This window comes from Amycolatopsis sp. NPDC005961 (assembly GCF_040629235.1).
Lineage (GTDB): Bacteria > Actinomycetota > Actinomycetes > Mycobacteriales > Pseudonocardiaceae > Amycolatopsis > Amycolatopsis camponoti.
Genome location: NZ_JBEXVF010000002.1, coordinates 50,595 through 64,651 on the forward strand (window position 1 = coordinate 50,595; position 14,057 = coordinate 64,651).

Consider the following 14,057-nt stretch of genomic DNA (forward strand, 5'->3'; position numbering starts at 1 on the left):
GAAACACTGGCGCCTCGCTGCACACCGCCCCGCTGGGGTATGAAGAATGCCCCTCTACGCTAGTCGAGAAACGTGTGTTCGCGCAGCGGTGGCGTTGCTCATGGGGCCCCCTTTGGGACCAGGTTCACACGACCGCCGCCATATCGGCGGACGTGGGCGGCTCGGCCCCGCTCCGCGAAACGGTGATGGACGCCGCCTTCGCCGCGAATCCCAGCGCCTCGCGCCACGCTCCCGCGTCGAGAGAGGCCAGGTCGGTGACCTGGCGGGTGTGCAGCCAGGCCAGCAGGGCGCCCTGGACGGTGTCGCCGGCGCCGATGGTGTCGACGACGTCGACCTTCCGCGACGGCACGTGGGCCAGCTCACCTGCGGCGGTGATCACCGCGACGCCGTCGGCGCCCCGGGTCAGCACCACGGCGTCCACACCGGACTCGATCCACGTCTTCGCGGCGGCGACCGGGTCGGCGCCTTCGGTGAGCCACGCGGCGTCGTCGTCGGAGATCTTGAGCAACCGGACGTCCGGCAGCCAGGACGCGAACCGGGCGCGGTAGGCGGCCGGGTCGGTGATCAGCGCCTCGCGGATGTTGGGGTCGAGAACGGTCAGCACGCCGCGGGCGGCCTCGCGCCGCAGCATCGCCTCGTACGCCGACGCGCCGGGCTCGAGGACCATCCCGAGGGTGCCGAGCGAGAGCGCGGTCACGGCGTCGGGCAGCGGTCCCGGGTCGGCGACGAGCCGGTCGGCCGTGCCCTCGACGTAGAACGTGTAGCGCGCGGCGCCCTTCGCGTCGAGCGCGACGACGGCGAGCGTCGTCGGTTCGTCGCCGCGCTGCAGCAGCGACGTGTCGACGGCCGAGGCGTGCAGGCGCTCGACCATCGCGTCGCCGAAGCGGTCGGTGGACACTCGCGAGAGGAAGGCCGTCGGGACACCGAGGCGGCCCGCCGCCAGCGCGACGTTGTACGGCCCGCCGCCGAGCCGCGGCAGCAGCGCGCGCAACCCACCGTCCACAGTGGAATCCAGGGGGTCGCCGGGAACCAGGTCGACCAGAGCTTCTCCGCCTACGACGATCACGCCGGGAGTTTAGTGGAGTTCAGGCTGACAATTCCTGTCCGCTATTTGTTCAGCCCGCCGAGGAGGAGTTCACCCAGAGCGGTGAACGCTTCGGCGTCGGATACGTCGATCCGCTGGCCGAGCACGCCGGTCTGGATGCCTTCGATGATCAGGCTGGTCATCTCGGCGATGAGCCGGGCGTGAACGTCCCGGAAGACGCCGTCGGCGACGCCCTTGCCGATGAACTGGTGAAGCCGCTGGGCGGCGAACCGGCTGTTGACCTGGTAGGCCTCGCGGGCCGGGCCGAACTCGGCGAGGTCGCGCATGAACGACGGCGACGCCCGGTTCAGCTGCTCGGCCACGCCGGCCAGGTACTCGCCGATGAGCTTGCGGGCGTCGTCGATCCCGGCGACGCGCTCCTCGATCCGCTCGCCGGCGCCCCGGAAGAAGTGGGTGACGACCTTGACGGCGAGCTGCTCCTTGCTCGGCGCGAGCGCGTAGAGCGTCGACTTCGAACAGCGCAGGCGGCCGGCGAGGTCGTCGAGGGTGAAGTCCGCGAAGCCCTCGGCGAGGAAGAGCGCCTCGAGGTCGCCGAGCAGGGCGCGCTGGCGCGCGGTCGGCCGTCGACGGGGTTCGGGGCGCATCGGCTCACTATCTCCTACGTCTTCCGGCCACCCCAGGCCCGTCTTACTGTACTCTGAGCGGGCCCACAGTACTGTTTTCAGTACCGCTTTGGAGGACGAAGATGCCCGCCGAACGCCTGCTGCCGGATTCGGACGCCGAGGACCTGGTCGCGCTGGCCCGGGAGATCGCGCGCGACGAGCTGGCGCCCCGCGCCGCGGCGGCCGAAGAAGCCGAGCAGTTCCCCCGTGAGCAGTTCCGCCTGCTGGGCAAGTCGGGCCTGCTGGGCCTGCCGTACGCCGAGCGCTGGGGCGGCGGCGAGGTGTCGTACGAGGTCTACCTGCAGGTCCTGGAGGAGATCGCGACGGCGTGGATGACTGTCGGCGTCGGGCTGTCGGTGCACACGATGTCCTGCTACGCGCTGTCGGAGTACGGCACGGACGAGCAGCGCCGCGAGTGGCTGCCGGAGATGCTCGAAGGCGCACTCTTGGGCGCGTACGCACTGTCGGAGACCCAAGCGGGCTCGGACGCCGCCGCTTTGTCGACACGCGCGCGTCTCGACGGCTCGGACTACGTCGTCAACGGCACGAAGGCGTGGATCACGCACGCGGGCGTGGCGGACTTCTACACGACGATGGTCCGGACGGGCGCGGACGAGATCTCCTGCCTGCTGGTGCCCTCTTTCACGGAGGGTCTTTCGGCCGCTCCGCGCGAACGCAAGATGGGCCTGACGGGCTCCCCCACGGCCCAGCTGATCTTCGACGACGCCCGCGTGCCCGCGTCACGACTGCTGGGCGCGCCCGGTGACGGACTGCGGATCGCGCTGTCGTCGCTGAGCTCGGGCCGGCTCGGCATCGCGGCGTGCGCGGTGGGCCTGGCGCAGGCGGCGCTGGACGAGGCGGTGGCGTACGCGAAGGGCCGCTCGCAGTTCGGCCGGTCGATCATCGACTTCCAGGGGATCGAGTTCCTCCTGGCCGACATGGCGGCGATCGTGGAGTCGTCCCGCGCGTGCTACCTGGAGGCGGCCCGGCGACGCGACCGCGGGCTGCCGTTCCAGCGGCAGGCATCGATCGCGAAGCTGGTGGCGACCGACGGGGCGATGAAGGTGACGACGGACGCGGTACAGGTGCTGGGCGGGGCCGGGTACACGCGGGACTTCCCGGTGGAGCGGTACATGCGGGAGGCGAAGGTGCCGCAGATCTTCGAAGGGACGAACCAGATCCAGCGGGTCGTCATCGCGCGGGAGCTGAAGAAGGCTTAGCCGGTCGAGGGAACGGTGTCACACGCTTGGTACAGATACGGTCACTCATGGTTGCACTTGAGCCGTGAGACAATTCCGGCGACGTGAGGAGAGGCTGTGACTGCACTTCCCCAGCCGGGCCCTGCTCGCCGGTGGGAGATCCCTGATCACCTGCTGACGATCGAGGAGTACGCGGCGCTCGGTGAAACCGAAACAGGTTTCACCGAGCTCGTGGAGGGTCGCGTCGTGATGTCACCAAGCCCCAGCAGACGGCACAACAAGGCCGCTTACCTGCTGGGCCGACAGCTGGAATCCCAGTTGCCACCAGAACTCGATTTCACCCTGGACATCGACGTAGACCTTGGTCTGGCGCCCCGCGGTGAAGCGGGGTTTTCACGGCGCCCCGACCTGCTGATCGCCTACCGCGAAGCGAATGCCCGCGTGGACGACGAAGACGGCATGTATCGCGCCGGGGACGTGCTCGTGGCCGTCGAAGTCGTGTCGCCGGGCTCGAAGCGCACCGATTACCAGGTGAAGCACGACGAGTACGCCGATGCGGGCATCCCGTATTACTGGATCGTCGACCTCACCGAGCCGGTCTCGCTGGTCGCGTGTCACCAGGCCGGCGAATTCGGCTATATGGACGCCGCCGCGGTCACCGGCACCTTCACCACCGATGTCCCGTTCCCGGTCGAGATCGACCTGGACGCGCTCCTCGACTGATCGGACGGCACGCCGGAACCGCCCGGTTACCGGCGTGCCGTCCGAAACTCACTGGGACTCGCGGTAGCGGCGGTCCTTCGACACGCCCTCGCCGAGAGTCTCGTCGAAGTGGAACACCTCGTCGCCCCGGACGAACACGCGCAGGGCACGGTTCATCACATCGAGCGGATCCCCGCTCCACAGCACGACGTCCGCGTCCAGGCCCGGCTTCAGCGAGCCGATCTGACCGTCGAGACCCAGCATCGACGCCGGGTTGACCGTCAGCGCACGTAGCGCCGTCACCGGGTCGAGGCCGTCCTTGACCGACAGGGCCGCCTGGTAGACCAGGAAGTTGATCGGGATCACCGGGTGGTCCGTCGTGATCGCGATCTTCACCCCCGCCCGCGTCAGGATGCCGGCCGAACGCAGGGTGCGGTTGCGCACCTCCACCTTGGACTTCGTGGTGAACAGCGGCCCCAGGATCACCGGGACGTCGCGCTCGGCCAGCAGGTCGGCGATCAGGTGGCCCTCGGTGCCGTGGTTGATCACCAGCTTGTAGCCGAACTCGTCGGCCAGCCGCAGCGCCGTCACGATGTCGTCCGCGCGGTGGACGTGCTGGTCCCAGTACAGCTCGCCGTCGAGGACCTTCGCCAGCGTCTCCAGCGTCAGGTCGACCTCGTGCGGCTTGCCCTCGGACTCCGCGTGGGCACGCTTCGCCTGGTAGTTGCGGGTCTTCGTGAACGCCTCGCGCAGGATCGCCGCGACGCCCAGCCGGGTCGACGGCGTCTGCTTCTTCTCGCCGTACACGCGCTTCGGGTTCTCGCCGAGCGCACTCTTCACGCTCACGTGCTCCGCGAAGACCATGTCGAGGATGCTGCGGCCCCAGGTCTTGACGCCGATCGTCTGGCCGCCGATCGGGTTGCCCGACCCCGGCTTGATGACGACGCTCGTGACGCCGCCGGCCAGGGCGTCGTCGAAGCCGGAGTCGTAGGGGTCGATGCCGTCGATGGCGCGGAAGCGGGCGCCGTTCGGGTCGGTCATCTCGTTGGTGTCGTTGCCGGCCCAGCCCTCGCCCTCCTCGTGCACGCCGAGGTGCGCGTGGGCGTCGATGAAGCCCGGCAGCACCCAGGTGCCGGCCGCGTCGACGAGCTCGGCGTCCTCCGGGATGTCGACGTCCGCCTCGGTCCCGACCGCGACGATCTTGCCGCCGTCGATCAGGACGGTGCCGCCTTCGATGGGATCACCGTCGATGGGGACGACATGGCCCCCGACAATTGCCTTCGCCATAGTTCGCCACGCTAACGAACTCGCCCGGGCGGGTGCCAGCGGGGCTCAGCTCGCCAGCAGATCGAACCCGAACCCGGCCACGACCAGCAGCACACCGATGACCCGCAGCGATCGGTCCGGCTGCGGGCCACGCAGCAGAACCAGCGGCGGCCACACGAAGAGGCTGTAGACGACCAGCGGCCACGCGCGCGCCAGCAGGTTCACCCCGACCGAGATCCCGGTGAAAGCGGCCCACAGCGAGAACGGGAAAGTCACGCCGAGGAGCAGGATCGGCACCCACCAGTACCAGGGCAGGTCCGGCTCGACGGTCTGGCCGTCCCACGCCGAGCGGGCCCAGATGGCCAAGGCGGACAGCACAGCCGACCAGACGAGCACGATGGTGACCAAGATGCGCTTCACCCGCCGGGTCTCCGCGTCGAGCGGTTCCCGCCTCGGCTCGCCGGGGCGTCCTTCCCACCGCCGGTCCCTCATCTGCTTCGGCCGGATGTAGTCGGCTATCAGGTCGCGGTAGGCACCGCGGAAGATCGCGCGGTTGCGCCGCCAGGTTTCGGCGAGCGTGCGGCGGTGCCCCTCGACCGGCCGGGCGCGCAGCCGCTCGCCCCACGCGCTGATCCGCGCCACCCCGACGATGTCGATGATCGCCACCAGGCCACCGGTGAACTGGCCCAGCTTGCCGATCCGGCCCCACCACAGCACCGGCACGCCCCAGAGCCGGTAGCCCGACACGGACTGACCGTCGAACCACAGTCCCCAGGCCTGCCAGAACGACACCGTCTGCACCGAAAGCAGCCTACGGAACCCTGGCCTTCTCCAAGTGCACCAGTTCGTGGTTGTTCTCCGGCGTCCGGTGCGTCTCGCGGTACCCGTGCTTGGCGTACAACGCCAGCGGCCCCACGCTCTTCGAACCGGTGAACAACCGGAAGACCGTCACCGGCGGCGGAGCCGCCGACTCCACGAAAGCCAGCAACCCGCCACCCAGCCCGCAGCCCTGACGGTCCGGCGCCACGACCAACCTGCCGATCACCCCGACTTCGCCGGAAACCGTCAAACGCACCGAAGCGACCAGCCGTCCGTTCTCCCGGATGCCCCAGGACAAGCACGACGAAAGCGCCGCACGGGTCTCGTCCAAGGTCTCCAGCAGCGGCGGCAGATCCCAGTCGTCGTGCGCGCGGGCTTCGGTCACGTACGCCGCGCGTTGCAGCGTCAGCACTTCGCCCGCGTCGGCGATCCCTAGCCGCTTCACCCGACTCGGATGCCCCAGCTGCCCGACCAGGACGTCGCCGGCTCGAGCTCGATCAGGTCCGTGCCCGTGTTGAGCGCGTCCGCCGGGCACGTCATCGGCTCGATCGCCACCGCGCGGCCGCGGCCGACCAGGTCGTCCGGGGTGAACACCTGCGCCCAGCGGAAGTCCGGGCCGGTCCAGACCACCAGCCGCTGGTCCTCGTGGCCCAGGACGAAGTGGTGCGTGCCGTCGTCAGCCGCCGCCAACGACCCGAACGCCGTGTCCAGGTCGACGCCCGCCAGCACCCGGCCGGCGCGGAAGTCGTACTCGGTGCCCTCGACGTCCTGTTCCGGCGCGTACGGCATCTGCTCGTCGCCCAGGTACGGCCGGACGCGGCTCGCGGGCAGCGTCAGGGTCAGCTCGTCGGTCGGGACGTCGCCGATCCGGAAGTACGGGTGCGTTCCGACGCCGACGCCGATCGGCTGCTCGCCCTCGTTGCGGATCTCGTGGGTGATGGTCAGCTCGCGCGGCGCGACCTCGTAGGTGACGGTCGCGCGCAGCGGCACCGGCCAGCCCGGCTGCACCTCGACGTCGACGGCCAGGGTGATCGACGACTCGGCGTGCTCCAGCAGCTCCCACTCGAGGTGGCGGGTCAGGCCGTGGATCGCGTTGCCGCGCGCCTCCTCGGTGATCTCGAGCTGCTGCTCCTCCCCCTGGAACGTCCACTTCCCGGCCTTGGTCCGGTTCGGCCAGGGCAGCAGCACCTGCCCGGCGCCCTTCGGCGGCTTCGCGTCTTCGGGGAACTCCTCGACGTACGGCACTCCGCCGACTTCGAACGCGCGCAGGCCCGCACCGATTTCGGTGACGACGGCGCGCGCGTTGCCGCGGGTGATCTCGAACTGCTGACCGGTCGGGTTGCCCATGCGACGACCTTACCGAGCACCAGACTCACTAGACCGGTCGTCATAGTTTGAGCTACAGTCGCCCCATGGTCCGTCGCACCGACACGCGGCAGCGGATGCTCGACACCGCCGCCGACCTGTTCCACTCGCAGGGCTACCACGCCACCGGGCTCACCCAGCTGACCACGGCCGGGGGCGCGCCGAAGGGGTCGCTCTACTTCCACTTCCCCGGCGGCAAGGAGCAGCTCGCCGCCGAGGCCGTCCGGCTTTCGAGCGAGCGCACGGGCGCGCTCCTCGAAGCGATCCTGCGGGACGCGCCCGACGTCGTGACCGCGATCGACCGCGCCGTCGACGCGCTCGCGAGCAACCTGGCCGAATCGGGCTTCCAGCGCGGGTGTCCACTCGCGACGGTCGCGCTCGACGCCGCCGCGGAGAGCGAGCCGATCCGGGAAGCCTGCGCCGACGGCTACTCGTCGTGGCACGTGATCCTTCGTGACTACCTTGCGAGACAACAGCTTTCTGCGGAACGCGCCGACGAGCTGGCCACCGTCGTGCTCGCCGCGATCGAAGGCGGGCTGCTGCTGGCCCGCACCCGCCGCGACCTCGCGCCACTGCGCGCCGTCGCCGCCCACCTGCACACGACCCTCGACCGGGAGTTCTCCTGATGCGCGTCCACCACCTGAACTGCGGCACCATGCGCCCGCTCGGCGGCGGCCTGATCGACGGCCGGCCGGGCCTTTTCCGGCGCGCCACGATGGTCTGCCACTGCCTGCTGCTCGAAACCGATACGGGTCTCGTGCTCGTCGAGACCGGCATGGGCACGCCGGCCGCCGTCGACCGGAACGCCTGGCTGGGCAAGGGTTTCGTCCGCCAGTCCAACCCGGTCGAAGACCCCGCGCAGACCGCGGTCGCCCAGATCCGCGCGCTCGGCTTCGACCCGGCCGACGTCCGCGACATCGTCCTGACCCACCTCGACCTCGACCACGCGGGCGGGCTCATCGACTTCCCGTGGGCACGCGTGCACGTCTACGCCGAGGAGCTGCGGGCGTTCCAGGAGCCGCGTGACGCCGCCGAGCGCGGCCGTTACCGCACGATCCAGTTCGCACATGGTCCACAGTGGACGTCCTATGCGGACAACGGGGAGCCGTGGTTCGGCTTCGACGCCGTCCGGCAGCTCGACGGCTTGCCGCCGGAGATCCTGCTCATCCCGCTCTCCGGGCACACGCGCGGCCACGCCGGGGTCGCCGTCGACACCGGCGACGGCTGGCTGCTCAACGCCGGCGACTCGTTCTTCTTCCACGGGCAGGTCGACGCCACCCCGCACTGCCCGCCCGGCCTGAGGTGGTTCGAGGGCCACATGGAGACGGTCAAGGGCGCCCGGCTGGACAATCACCGCCGCCTGCGCCAGCTTGTTCAGGAGCACGGCGACGAGGTGACCGTCTTCGCCGCGCACGACGAGACCGCGTTCGTCCGGCTGAGTTCCAGGAGCAAAGTATGAAGGTGCACCACCTGAACTGCGGATCGATGCGCCCGGCGGGCGGCAAGCTGCTCGACGGCGAGCCCGGCCTGCTGCGGCGCGCCGAGCTGGTCGCGCACTGCCTGCTGATCGAGACCGGCGACAGCCTGGTGCTGGTCGACACCGGATTCGGCAGCCAGGCCGTGGCCCGCCCCGGCGAGTGGCTGGGCCGGCCGTTCATGGCGATGGTCGGTGCCCGGCTCGAAGCCGCCGAGACGGCGGTCGCGCAGATCAAGGCGCTGGACCTCGACCCCGCCGACGTCCGGCACATCGTCGCGACGCACCTCGACGTCGACCACGCGGGCGGGCTGGCCGACTTCCCGAACGCCGTCGTGCACGTCCGTTCCGAGGAGCACCGGGCCGCGACGGCGCCGTCGAACGCGGCCGAGAAGAACCGCTACCGGGCCGTGCAGTTCGCGCACCGCCCGCTGTGGAGCACCTACGACGAGCGGGGCGAGCCGTGGTTCGGCTTCGAGGCGGTCCGGTCGCTCAAGGGCCTGCCCGAGGAGATCCTGCTGGTCCCGCTCACGGGCCACACGCGCGGCCACACCGGCGTCGCGGTCGACACGGGCGACGGCTGGCTCCTGCACGCCGGCGACGCGTACTTCTTCCACGGGCAGCTGGACCCCGTCGCGCCGCACTGCCCACCGGGCATGACGGCGTTCCAGAACCTCGTCCAGACCGAGCGCAAGGCTCGCCTGGAGAACCTCGAGCGGCTGCACGCACTGGCCCGCGAGCACCCGGACGAGGTCACGGTGTTCTCCGCGCACAGCCCGGTCGAGCTGGCCGCGCTGCGTCGCTGACTTCCGGAACCGAATGATCGTCCGCCCCATCTGAGCCTCCGACGAAGGAGGCTCAGCGGTGACGAAGAAGTGGTGGAGTGCGGCCTTGACCGGGGCGGTCGCGGTGCTGGTCACGGCGTGCGGGAGCGGCGCCCCACCCGCACCGGCCGCCGCCGCGGCGCCGGAAGCGCCGCCGCTCGACCTCTCCGGGGTCGTCCTGCTGCAGCATTCGACGCAGACCGGCCTCGACGACGTCGTCTTCGCCGATCCCGCCACCGGCGCGGCGAAGACGACCTTGTCGCTGCCCGGGTACGACAGCTCGCTGAACCGGTTCGACGGGCCGGCCACCAAGCTGGACCTCATCTCGCCCGACGGTCAGTACGCGACGCTCGAAACCGGCGACGGCGTCGACGTGTTCAAGCTCAACGCCGACGACCGGCGGTACGAACGCACCGGCACCGTGCCGGAACCGGAGCGGTCGATGAGCGAGAAGTCGGCCAAGTTCCGGAACCCGCGGTTCGGCCCGGCCGGGTCGAAGCTGTACTTCGACGACGGCAAGGCGGTGTACTCCGTCGACTACCGGCAGCTCGGGCCGCCGGTCGTGGAAGCCCCGATCGTGCCGAACAGCAGCTCCGACCAGCACGTGGAGGACTGGGCGATCGGCCCGCAGGGCGAGGTGCTGACCTGGAAGGACGCCCGGCACGCCGGCGCGGGCCTGACGTACCTGACCGACTCGGCGGGCGCGATCGCCTACGCCTTCTACGAAGAACCCGGCGCCGTCTACCAGTTCGTCACCGCACTCGACGCGACGACCGTGCTGATGTCCGCCGTCACCGGCTCGGACGAGCACGGCGTCCTGATGCGCCTGTCGCTCGCCGGCGGAACGCCGCAGCCGACCAAGCTCGTCGACCGGTCCGAGCCGATGATCGCCAAGACCGCGGCGGCCCCGGACAAGGCCACCGTGCTGTTCCAGACCGACCAGGACGAGTGGTCCCAGTCGCCGGCCACGCCGGGCGCGATCGCGCAGCCCGCGCTCGGTCAGCTGAAGCCCACCGGGACGCTGTCGGAGCGGCAGCTCGTCGGCTGGGCTTGATCAGCTGGCGTCGAGGGCCTGCTTGACCAGCGGCGCCATCTGCTCCGGCGTCATCTTCGCCGGACCGGTGTAGTTGACCAGCACCGGCGTGCCCGCGACCAGCTCGGCCGAGGCGAGGGTGGCCGTCTTCTGCTCGTCGACGTAGTAGACGGCGCCGTCCGGGAAACCGGCGACGTCCTTCGCGCCCGGCTTGCCCTTCTTGACGGAGGCCACCATCTCGGCGGGCTTGCCTTGGCGGCCTTCGTAGCGGGTCACCGCGAGCGCGCCCGCGGCCTTGCCGTTCAGCTGGTACTCGCAGCTGCGGGCCTTGCCGCCGTTGGCCGTCGTGTCCTGGACCGGGCCCGCCACCGCCTGGAGGTTGTCCAGGAACAGCGCCTTCGACACGGCGGCCGCGGGCAGCAGCTTGCACGGGTCGAGCGACGCAGCCGCGGCGGGGTCGGCGCTCGAGCTCGGCTTGGGCGCGGACGACGGCTTCGAGGAAGGGGGCGTCTTCGACGGTTCGTCACCCGAGGAGCAGGCAGTCAAAGCGGCAAAAGCGACCAAAACGACGGCGAGGGTACGCATGTCCGGCACCCTAGCCCGAACGGCCTACGCCGTCGGCGCCCGGTATCGCCAGAACGCCGGGAGCAGGAACATCGACGCGCAGACCGACACGATCACCAGCAGGCCACCGACGCTCGCCGCGGCCGCCGTGCCGAACGCGGCCGCGCCCCAGCCGTGGACGAGGTCGGCGATCCGCGGGCCGCCGGCGACCACGACCGTGAACACGCCCTGGAGCCGGCCGCGCATCTCGTCGGTGGTCGCGACCTGCAGGATCGCCATCCGGTAGACCGCGCTGACCATGTCCGCCGCGCCGGCCAGCGCCATGAAGACGACCGCGAGCCACAGCGAGTGCGCGAGCCCGAAGGCCGCCACCGCAGCACCCCACGCGCAGATCGCCACGACGACCGCGACGCCCTGGCGCGGGATGCGCGTCAGCCAGCCGGAGAACAGGCCGATCAGCATCGCGCCCGCGGGCAGGGCGGCGTAGAGCCAGCCGAGCGCGGGGCCGCCGCCGGGTGGATCGCCGAACGTGCGCTCGGCCATCTCCGGGATCAGCGCCCGCGGCATGCCGAAGACCATCGCGATGATGTCGGCGACGAACGAGGCCAGCAGCACTTTCTTGGTGGCGAGGTACTTGAAGCCGTCGATGACGTCGCTGAGCCCGGCGCGGCGCGACGGGCCGTTGAGCGGCGGGAGGGCCGGCAGCCGCCAGACCGCGAGCAGCGTGATCGTGAGGGCGACGACGTCGATCAGGTAGAGCGTCGAAAGGCCGAGGACCGGGATGAGCGCACCGGCGAGCAGCGGGCCGAAGACGGCGCCGAAGGTCGACATCGTCGAGCTCAGGGCGTTGGCCGAGGGCAGCAGCTCGTCCGGCACCAGCCGCGCGACGACGGCGCCGCGGGTGGGCATGTTGATCGCGAAGAGGGCCTGGTTGACGGCCAGCAGGGCGAGGACGAGCCACACCGAGCCGAAGTTCAGGAAGGCCTGCAGCCACAGCAGCGCGGAGGTGATGGCGACGAGGACGTTGGTGACGACGAGCAGCTTCCGCCGATCGACGGCATCGGCGACGGCCCCGCCCCAGAGCCCGAAGATCAGCAGCGGCACGAGGGCGACGAGCCCGGTGAGGCCGACGTAGGCGGAGGACCCGGTGAGGTCGAAGACCTGCTTGGGCACGGCGACGGCGGTCAGCTGGGTGCCGACGGCGGTGACCACAGTGGACAGCCAGAGCCGCCGGAAGGCCGGAATCTTCAGCGGCCGGGTATCGACGATGATGCGGCCGAGGAGCTTGCGAACGCCCCCGGGACGGGGCGGCAAGGTCTCGGGCTCAGAGGTCACAACCGACGAGTTTAGCTCGGCTAACTATCTCGGGTCGCGTGATTTCCGTCGCCCGGACGAGTGCTCGCCAGCCGGGGCCGTTGAGCGCTTTCGCAGCAGCGACGGTGTGCGAGCCGCGGTTCCCGGTGAGCGGCTCGCGGGCGAGGTTTCCGGTGAGTGGCTCCCGAGGGGCGGTTCTCGGTCACGGCTCTCGGGCACGTTCTCGGCGAGCGGCTCCCGCGGGATGGTTCTCGGGCCGAGGCTCCCAGGCGCGGTTCCCGGCGAGCGGCCCCCGCGGGACGTTCTCGGGCCGCGGCTCCCAGGCACGTTCTCGGCGAGCAACTCTCGGCAAGCGGCTCCGGAAGGGACGGTTCTCGGGCCGCGGCTCCCGAGCGCGTTCCCGGCTAGCGGCTCTTGAGGAGCGGCCCCCGGGTCGCGGTTCCCAGGCGCGGTTCCCGGCTAGCGGCCCCCGAGGAGCGGTTCTTGGGCCGCGGCTCCGGGCACGTTCCCGACTAAGGGGCCCCAGAGGAGCGGTTCTTGGGCCGCGGTTCCCGAAGAGCTACCCCGGCTCCCGGCGAACGGTTCCCGAGTCGCGGCTACCTGAGCGCAGTCCCGGTCAAGCATCCCCGTCGTGCGGCTCCCGCCCGACTGCCCACCGAACCGCCGCCGAACAGCACCCGCCCTCCTCCGGGGGAGCCCCCGCTTTCAGCCTATCGGCGCCGCCCGGCAGAAAGCCGGGAAACCGCAGGTGACCGCCGTGTTCGTCCACATCACGGACCAGCTGTGGACAACCCGGTGAGCGGTTCCCCGCCCACGAGAAGCCGCCCCAAAAGCCGCGGCCGTGACGTGGCTGTCCACATCACGGCCGCGGCTGTGCACAAAGCCAACCTCAGGGAGCCACGCGCTCGATGTTCCAGCCGTCGTCGTGCCGGACGAAGCGGAGCCGGTCGTGCATGCGGTCCTCGCGCCCCTGCCAGAACTCGACCAAGTCGGGCCTGATCCGCCACCCGCCCCAGTGAGGCGGCGCCGGGATCTGCTCGACGTCGGCGAAGCGGCGCTCGATTCCGCTCAACGCGTTGTCCAGCGCGCGGCGACCGTCGACCACCCGGGACTGCGGGGACGCCCACGCCCCCAGCTGCGAACCGCGGGGGCGCTGGGCCCAGTACTCCGCCGTCTCCTTGACGCCGACCTTCTCGACCTCGCCGCGGACGTGGACCTGGCGGTGCAGCGCGTACCAGGGGAACGTCACCGACGCGTAGCGCGTCGCGGTCAGGTCGTGGCTCTTCTCCGACGTGTAGTTCGTGTAGAACACCACGCCGCGCTCGTCGAGGCCCTTGCACAGCACCGTGCGGGACGACGGCCGGCCTTCGGCGTCCGCCGTCGCCAGCACCATCGCGTTCGGTTCGGCGATCCCCGCGCCGACCGCCTGGTTCAACCACCCCTGCAACTGGTCGGTCCACGTGGCCGCCAAGGCGGACTCGTCGAACGCAGCACCGTCGTACGCGACCCGCATTCCGGGCAAGCGAACTACGGCGTCTTCCACCTGGTCCTCGATCCTCGGCGTCATCGCCAAACCTCCACGCCCGGTCGGGGCATCAGTCGACTTCGGCCCTAGGCACGTTAGGGCCTTCCGAGCTGCGGCGGAACCCACTGAACGGTGACACCCGACACCCATTTCCGGCCATCGTCCCGTAACCGCTTGTCAGCAAGCCGTAACGCGGGCGTTACCCACCGGACCAGGATCGATACAGCGCAGCTTTACCTTCGGCCCGTTCCCCACCACCCGGAGG

General features: G+C 70.6%; 15 protein-coding genes. 6 read left to right on the forward strand and 9 right to left on the reverse strand.

Going from position 1 to position 14,057, the window contains the following annotated elements:
* Window positions 1-124: 124 nt before the first annotated feature.
* Together ABZ342_RS02015 and ABZ342_RS02020 are read right to left on the reverse strand one after the other, a co-directional pair.
* Entirely contained in the window at window positions 125-1,066 is a 942-nt protein-coding gene (locus ABZ342_RS02015; RefSeq protein ID WP_360468192.1) for a carbohydrate kinase, read from the reverse strand.
* Between the two features lie 41 nt (window positions 1,067-1,107).
* The gene (locus tag ABZ342_RS02020) at window positions 1,108-1,689 is read right to left on the reverse strand and encodes a TetR/AcrR family transcriptional regulator (RefSeq protein ID WP_155540735.1); all 582 of its coding nucleotides are present in this window, start codon (window positions 1,687-1,689) and stop codon (window positions 1,108-1,110) included.
* 101 nt (window positions 1,690-1,790) lie between these two features.
* Between ABZ342_RS02020 and ABZ342_RS02025 the strand changes: the two genes are divergently transcribed.
* Window positions 1,791-2,927: an acyl-CoA dehydrogenase family protein gene (locus tag ABZ342_RS02025; protein WP_360468193.1), complete on the forward strand. Its 1,137-nt coding sequence runs from the start codon at window positions 1,791-1,793 to the stop codon at window positions 2,925-2,927.
* A gap of 96 nt (window positions 2,928-3,023) precedes the next feature.
* Complete coding sequence (locus ABZ342_RS02030) at window positions 3,024-3,629, forward strand: Uma2 family endonuclease (protein ID WP_360468194.1); 606 nt, start codon at window positions 3,024-3,026, stop codon at window positions 3,627-3,629.
* Window positions 3,630-3,677: 48 nt separating this feature from the next.
* Here the strand turns inward: ABZ342_RS02030 and ABZ342_RS02035 are convergent, their stop codons facing one another.
* Genes ABZ342_RS02035 through ABZ342_RS02050 form a run of 4 tightly spaced genes read right to left on the reverse strand, consistent with a single transcriptional unit; the run spans window position 3,678 to window position 7,040 of the window.
* Entirely contained in the window at window positions 3,678-4,895 is a 1,218-nt protein-coding gene (locus ABZ342_RS02035; RefSeq protein ID WP_155540732.1) for an amidohydrolase, read from the reverse strand.
* A 45-nt stretch (window positions 4,896-4,940) separates the two neighbouring features.
* The gene (locus ABZ342_RS02040) at window positions 4,941-5,675 is read right to left on the reverse strand and encodes a hypothetical protein (protein WP_360468195.1); all 735 of its coding nucleotides are present in this window, start codon (window positions 5,673-5,675) and stop codon (window positions 4,941-4,943) included.
* A gap of 10 nt (window positions 5,676-5,685) precedes the next feature.
* Window positions 5,686-6,168 carry a GNAT family N-acetyltransferase gene (locus ABZ342_RS02045; protein WP_360468401.1) on the reverse strand — a complete coding sequence of 161 codons (483 nt, stop codon included), beginning with the start codon at window positions 6,166-6,168 and terminating at the stop codon, window positions 5,686-5,688.
* Window positions 6,135-7,040 carry an aldose 1-epimerase family protein gene (locus ABZ342_RS02050; RefSeq protein WP_360468196.1) on the reverse strand — a complete coding sequence of 302 codons (906 nt, stop codon included), beginning with the start codon at window positions 7,038-7,040 and terminating at the stop codon, window positions 6,135-6,137. The genes ABZ342_RS02045 and ABZ342_RS02050 overlap by 34 nt, the downstream gene beginning before the upstream one ends.
* A 65-nt stretch (window positions 7,041-7,105) precedes the next feature.
* On the opposite strand from ABZ342_RS02050, the gene ABZ342_RS02055 reads away from it, so the two are divergent.
* From ABZ342_RS02055 to ABZ342_RS02070, 4 genes are read left to right on the forward strand one after another with little or no spacing between them, the layout of a single operon-like run.
* Window positions 7,106-7,684 carry a TetR/AcrR family transcriptional regulator gene (locus tag ABZ342_RS02055; protein WP_360468197.1) on the forward strand — a complete coding sequence of 193 codons (579 nt, stop codon included), beginning with the start codon at window positions 7,106-7,108 and terminating at the stop codon, window positions 7,682-7,684.
* Window positions 7,684-8,517 carry an MBL fold metallo-hydrolase gene (locus ABZ342_RS02060; protein WP_360468198.1) on the forward strand — a complete coding sequence of 278 codons (834 nt, stop codon included), beginning with the start codon at window positions 7,684-7,686 and terminating at the stop codon, window positions 8,515-8,517. Before ABZ342_RS02055 ends, ABZ342_RS02060 begins: the two co-directional genes overlap by 1 nt.
* Window positions 8,514-9,338 (forward strand): MBL fold metallo-hydrolase, encoded by an 825-nt coding sequence (locus ABZ342_RS02065; RefSeq protein ID WP_360468199.1) that lies wholly within the window; start codon window positions 8,514-8,516, stop codon window positions 9,336-9,338. The genes ABZ342_RS02060 and ABZ342_RS02065 overlap by 4 nt, the downstream gene beginning before the upstream one ends.
* Before the next feature lie 58 nt (window positions 9,339-9,396).
* Window positions 9,397-10,410 carry a hypothetical protein gene (locus tag ABZ342_RS02070; protein ID WP_360468200.1) on the forward strand — a complete coding sequence of 338 codons (1,014 nt, stop codon included), beginning with the start codon at window positions 9,397-9,399 and terminating at the stop codon, window positions 10,408-10,410.
* Here the strand turns inward: ABZ342_RS02070 and ABZ342_RS02075 are convergent, their stop codons facing one another.
* The 3 genes from ABZ342_RS02075 to pdxH all read right to left on the reverse strand — a co-directional run bounded on the left by ABZ342_RS02075 (window position 10,411) and on the right by pdxH (window position 13,834).
* Window positions 10,411-10,974 (reverse strand): DUF3558 family protein, encoded by a 564-nt coding sequence (locus tag ABZ342_RS02075; RefSeq protein WP_360468201.1) that lies wholly within the window; start codon window positions 10,972-10,974, stop codon window positions 10,411-10,413.
* A gap of 24 nt (window positions 10,975-10,998) precedes the next feature.
* The gene (locus ABZ342_RS02080) at window positions 10,999-12,267 is read right to left on the reverse strand and encodes an MFS transporter (RefSeq protein WP_360468402.1); all 1,269 of its coding nucleotides are present in this window, start codon (window positions 12,265-12,267) and stop codon (window positions 10,999-11,001) included.
* 889 nt (window positions 12,268-13,156) lie between these two features.
* Entirely contained in the window at window positions 13,157-13,834 is a 678-nt protein-coding gene (gene pdxH / locus ABZ342_RS02085; RefSeq protein WP_155540723.1) for a pyridoxamine 5'-phosphate oxidase, read from the reverse strand.
* Window positions 13,835-14,057: the final 223 nt, after the last annotated feature.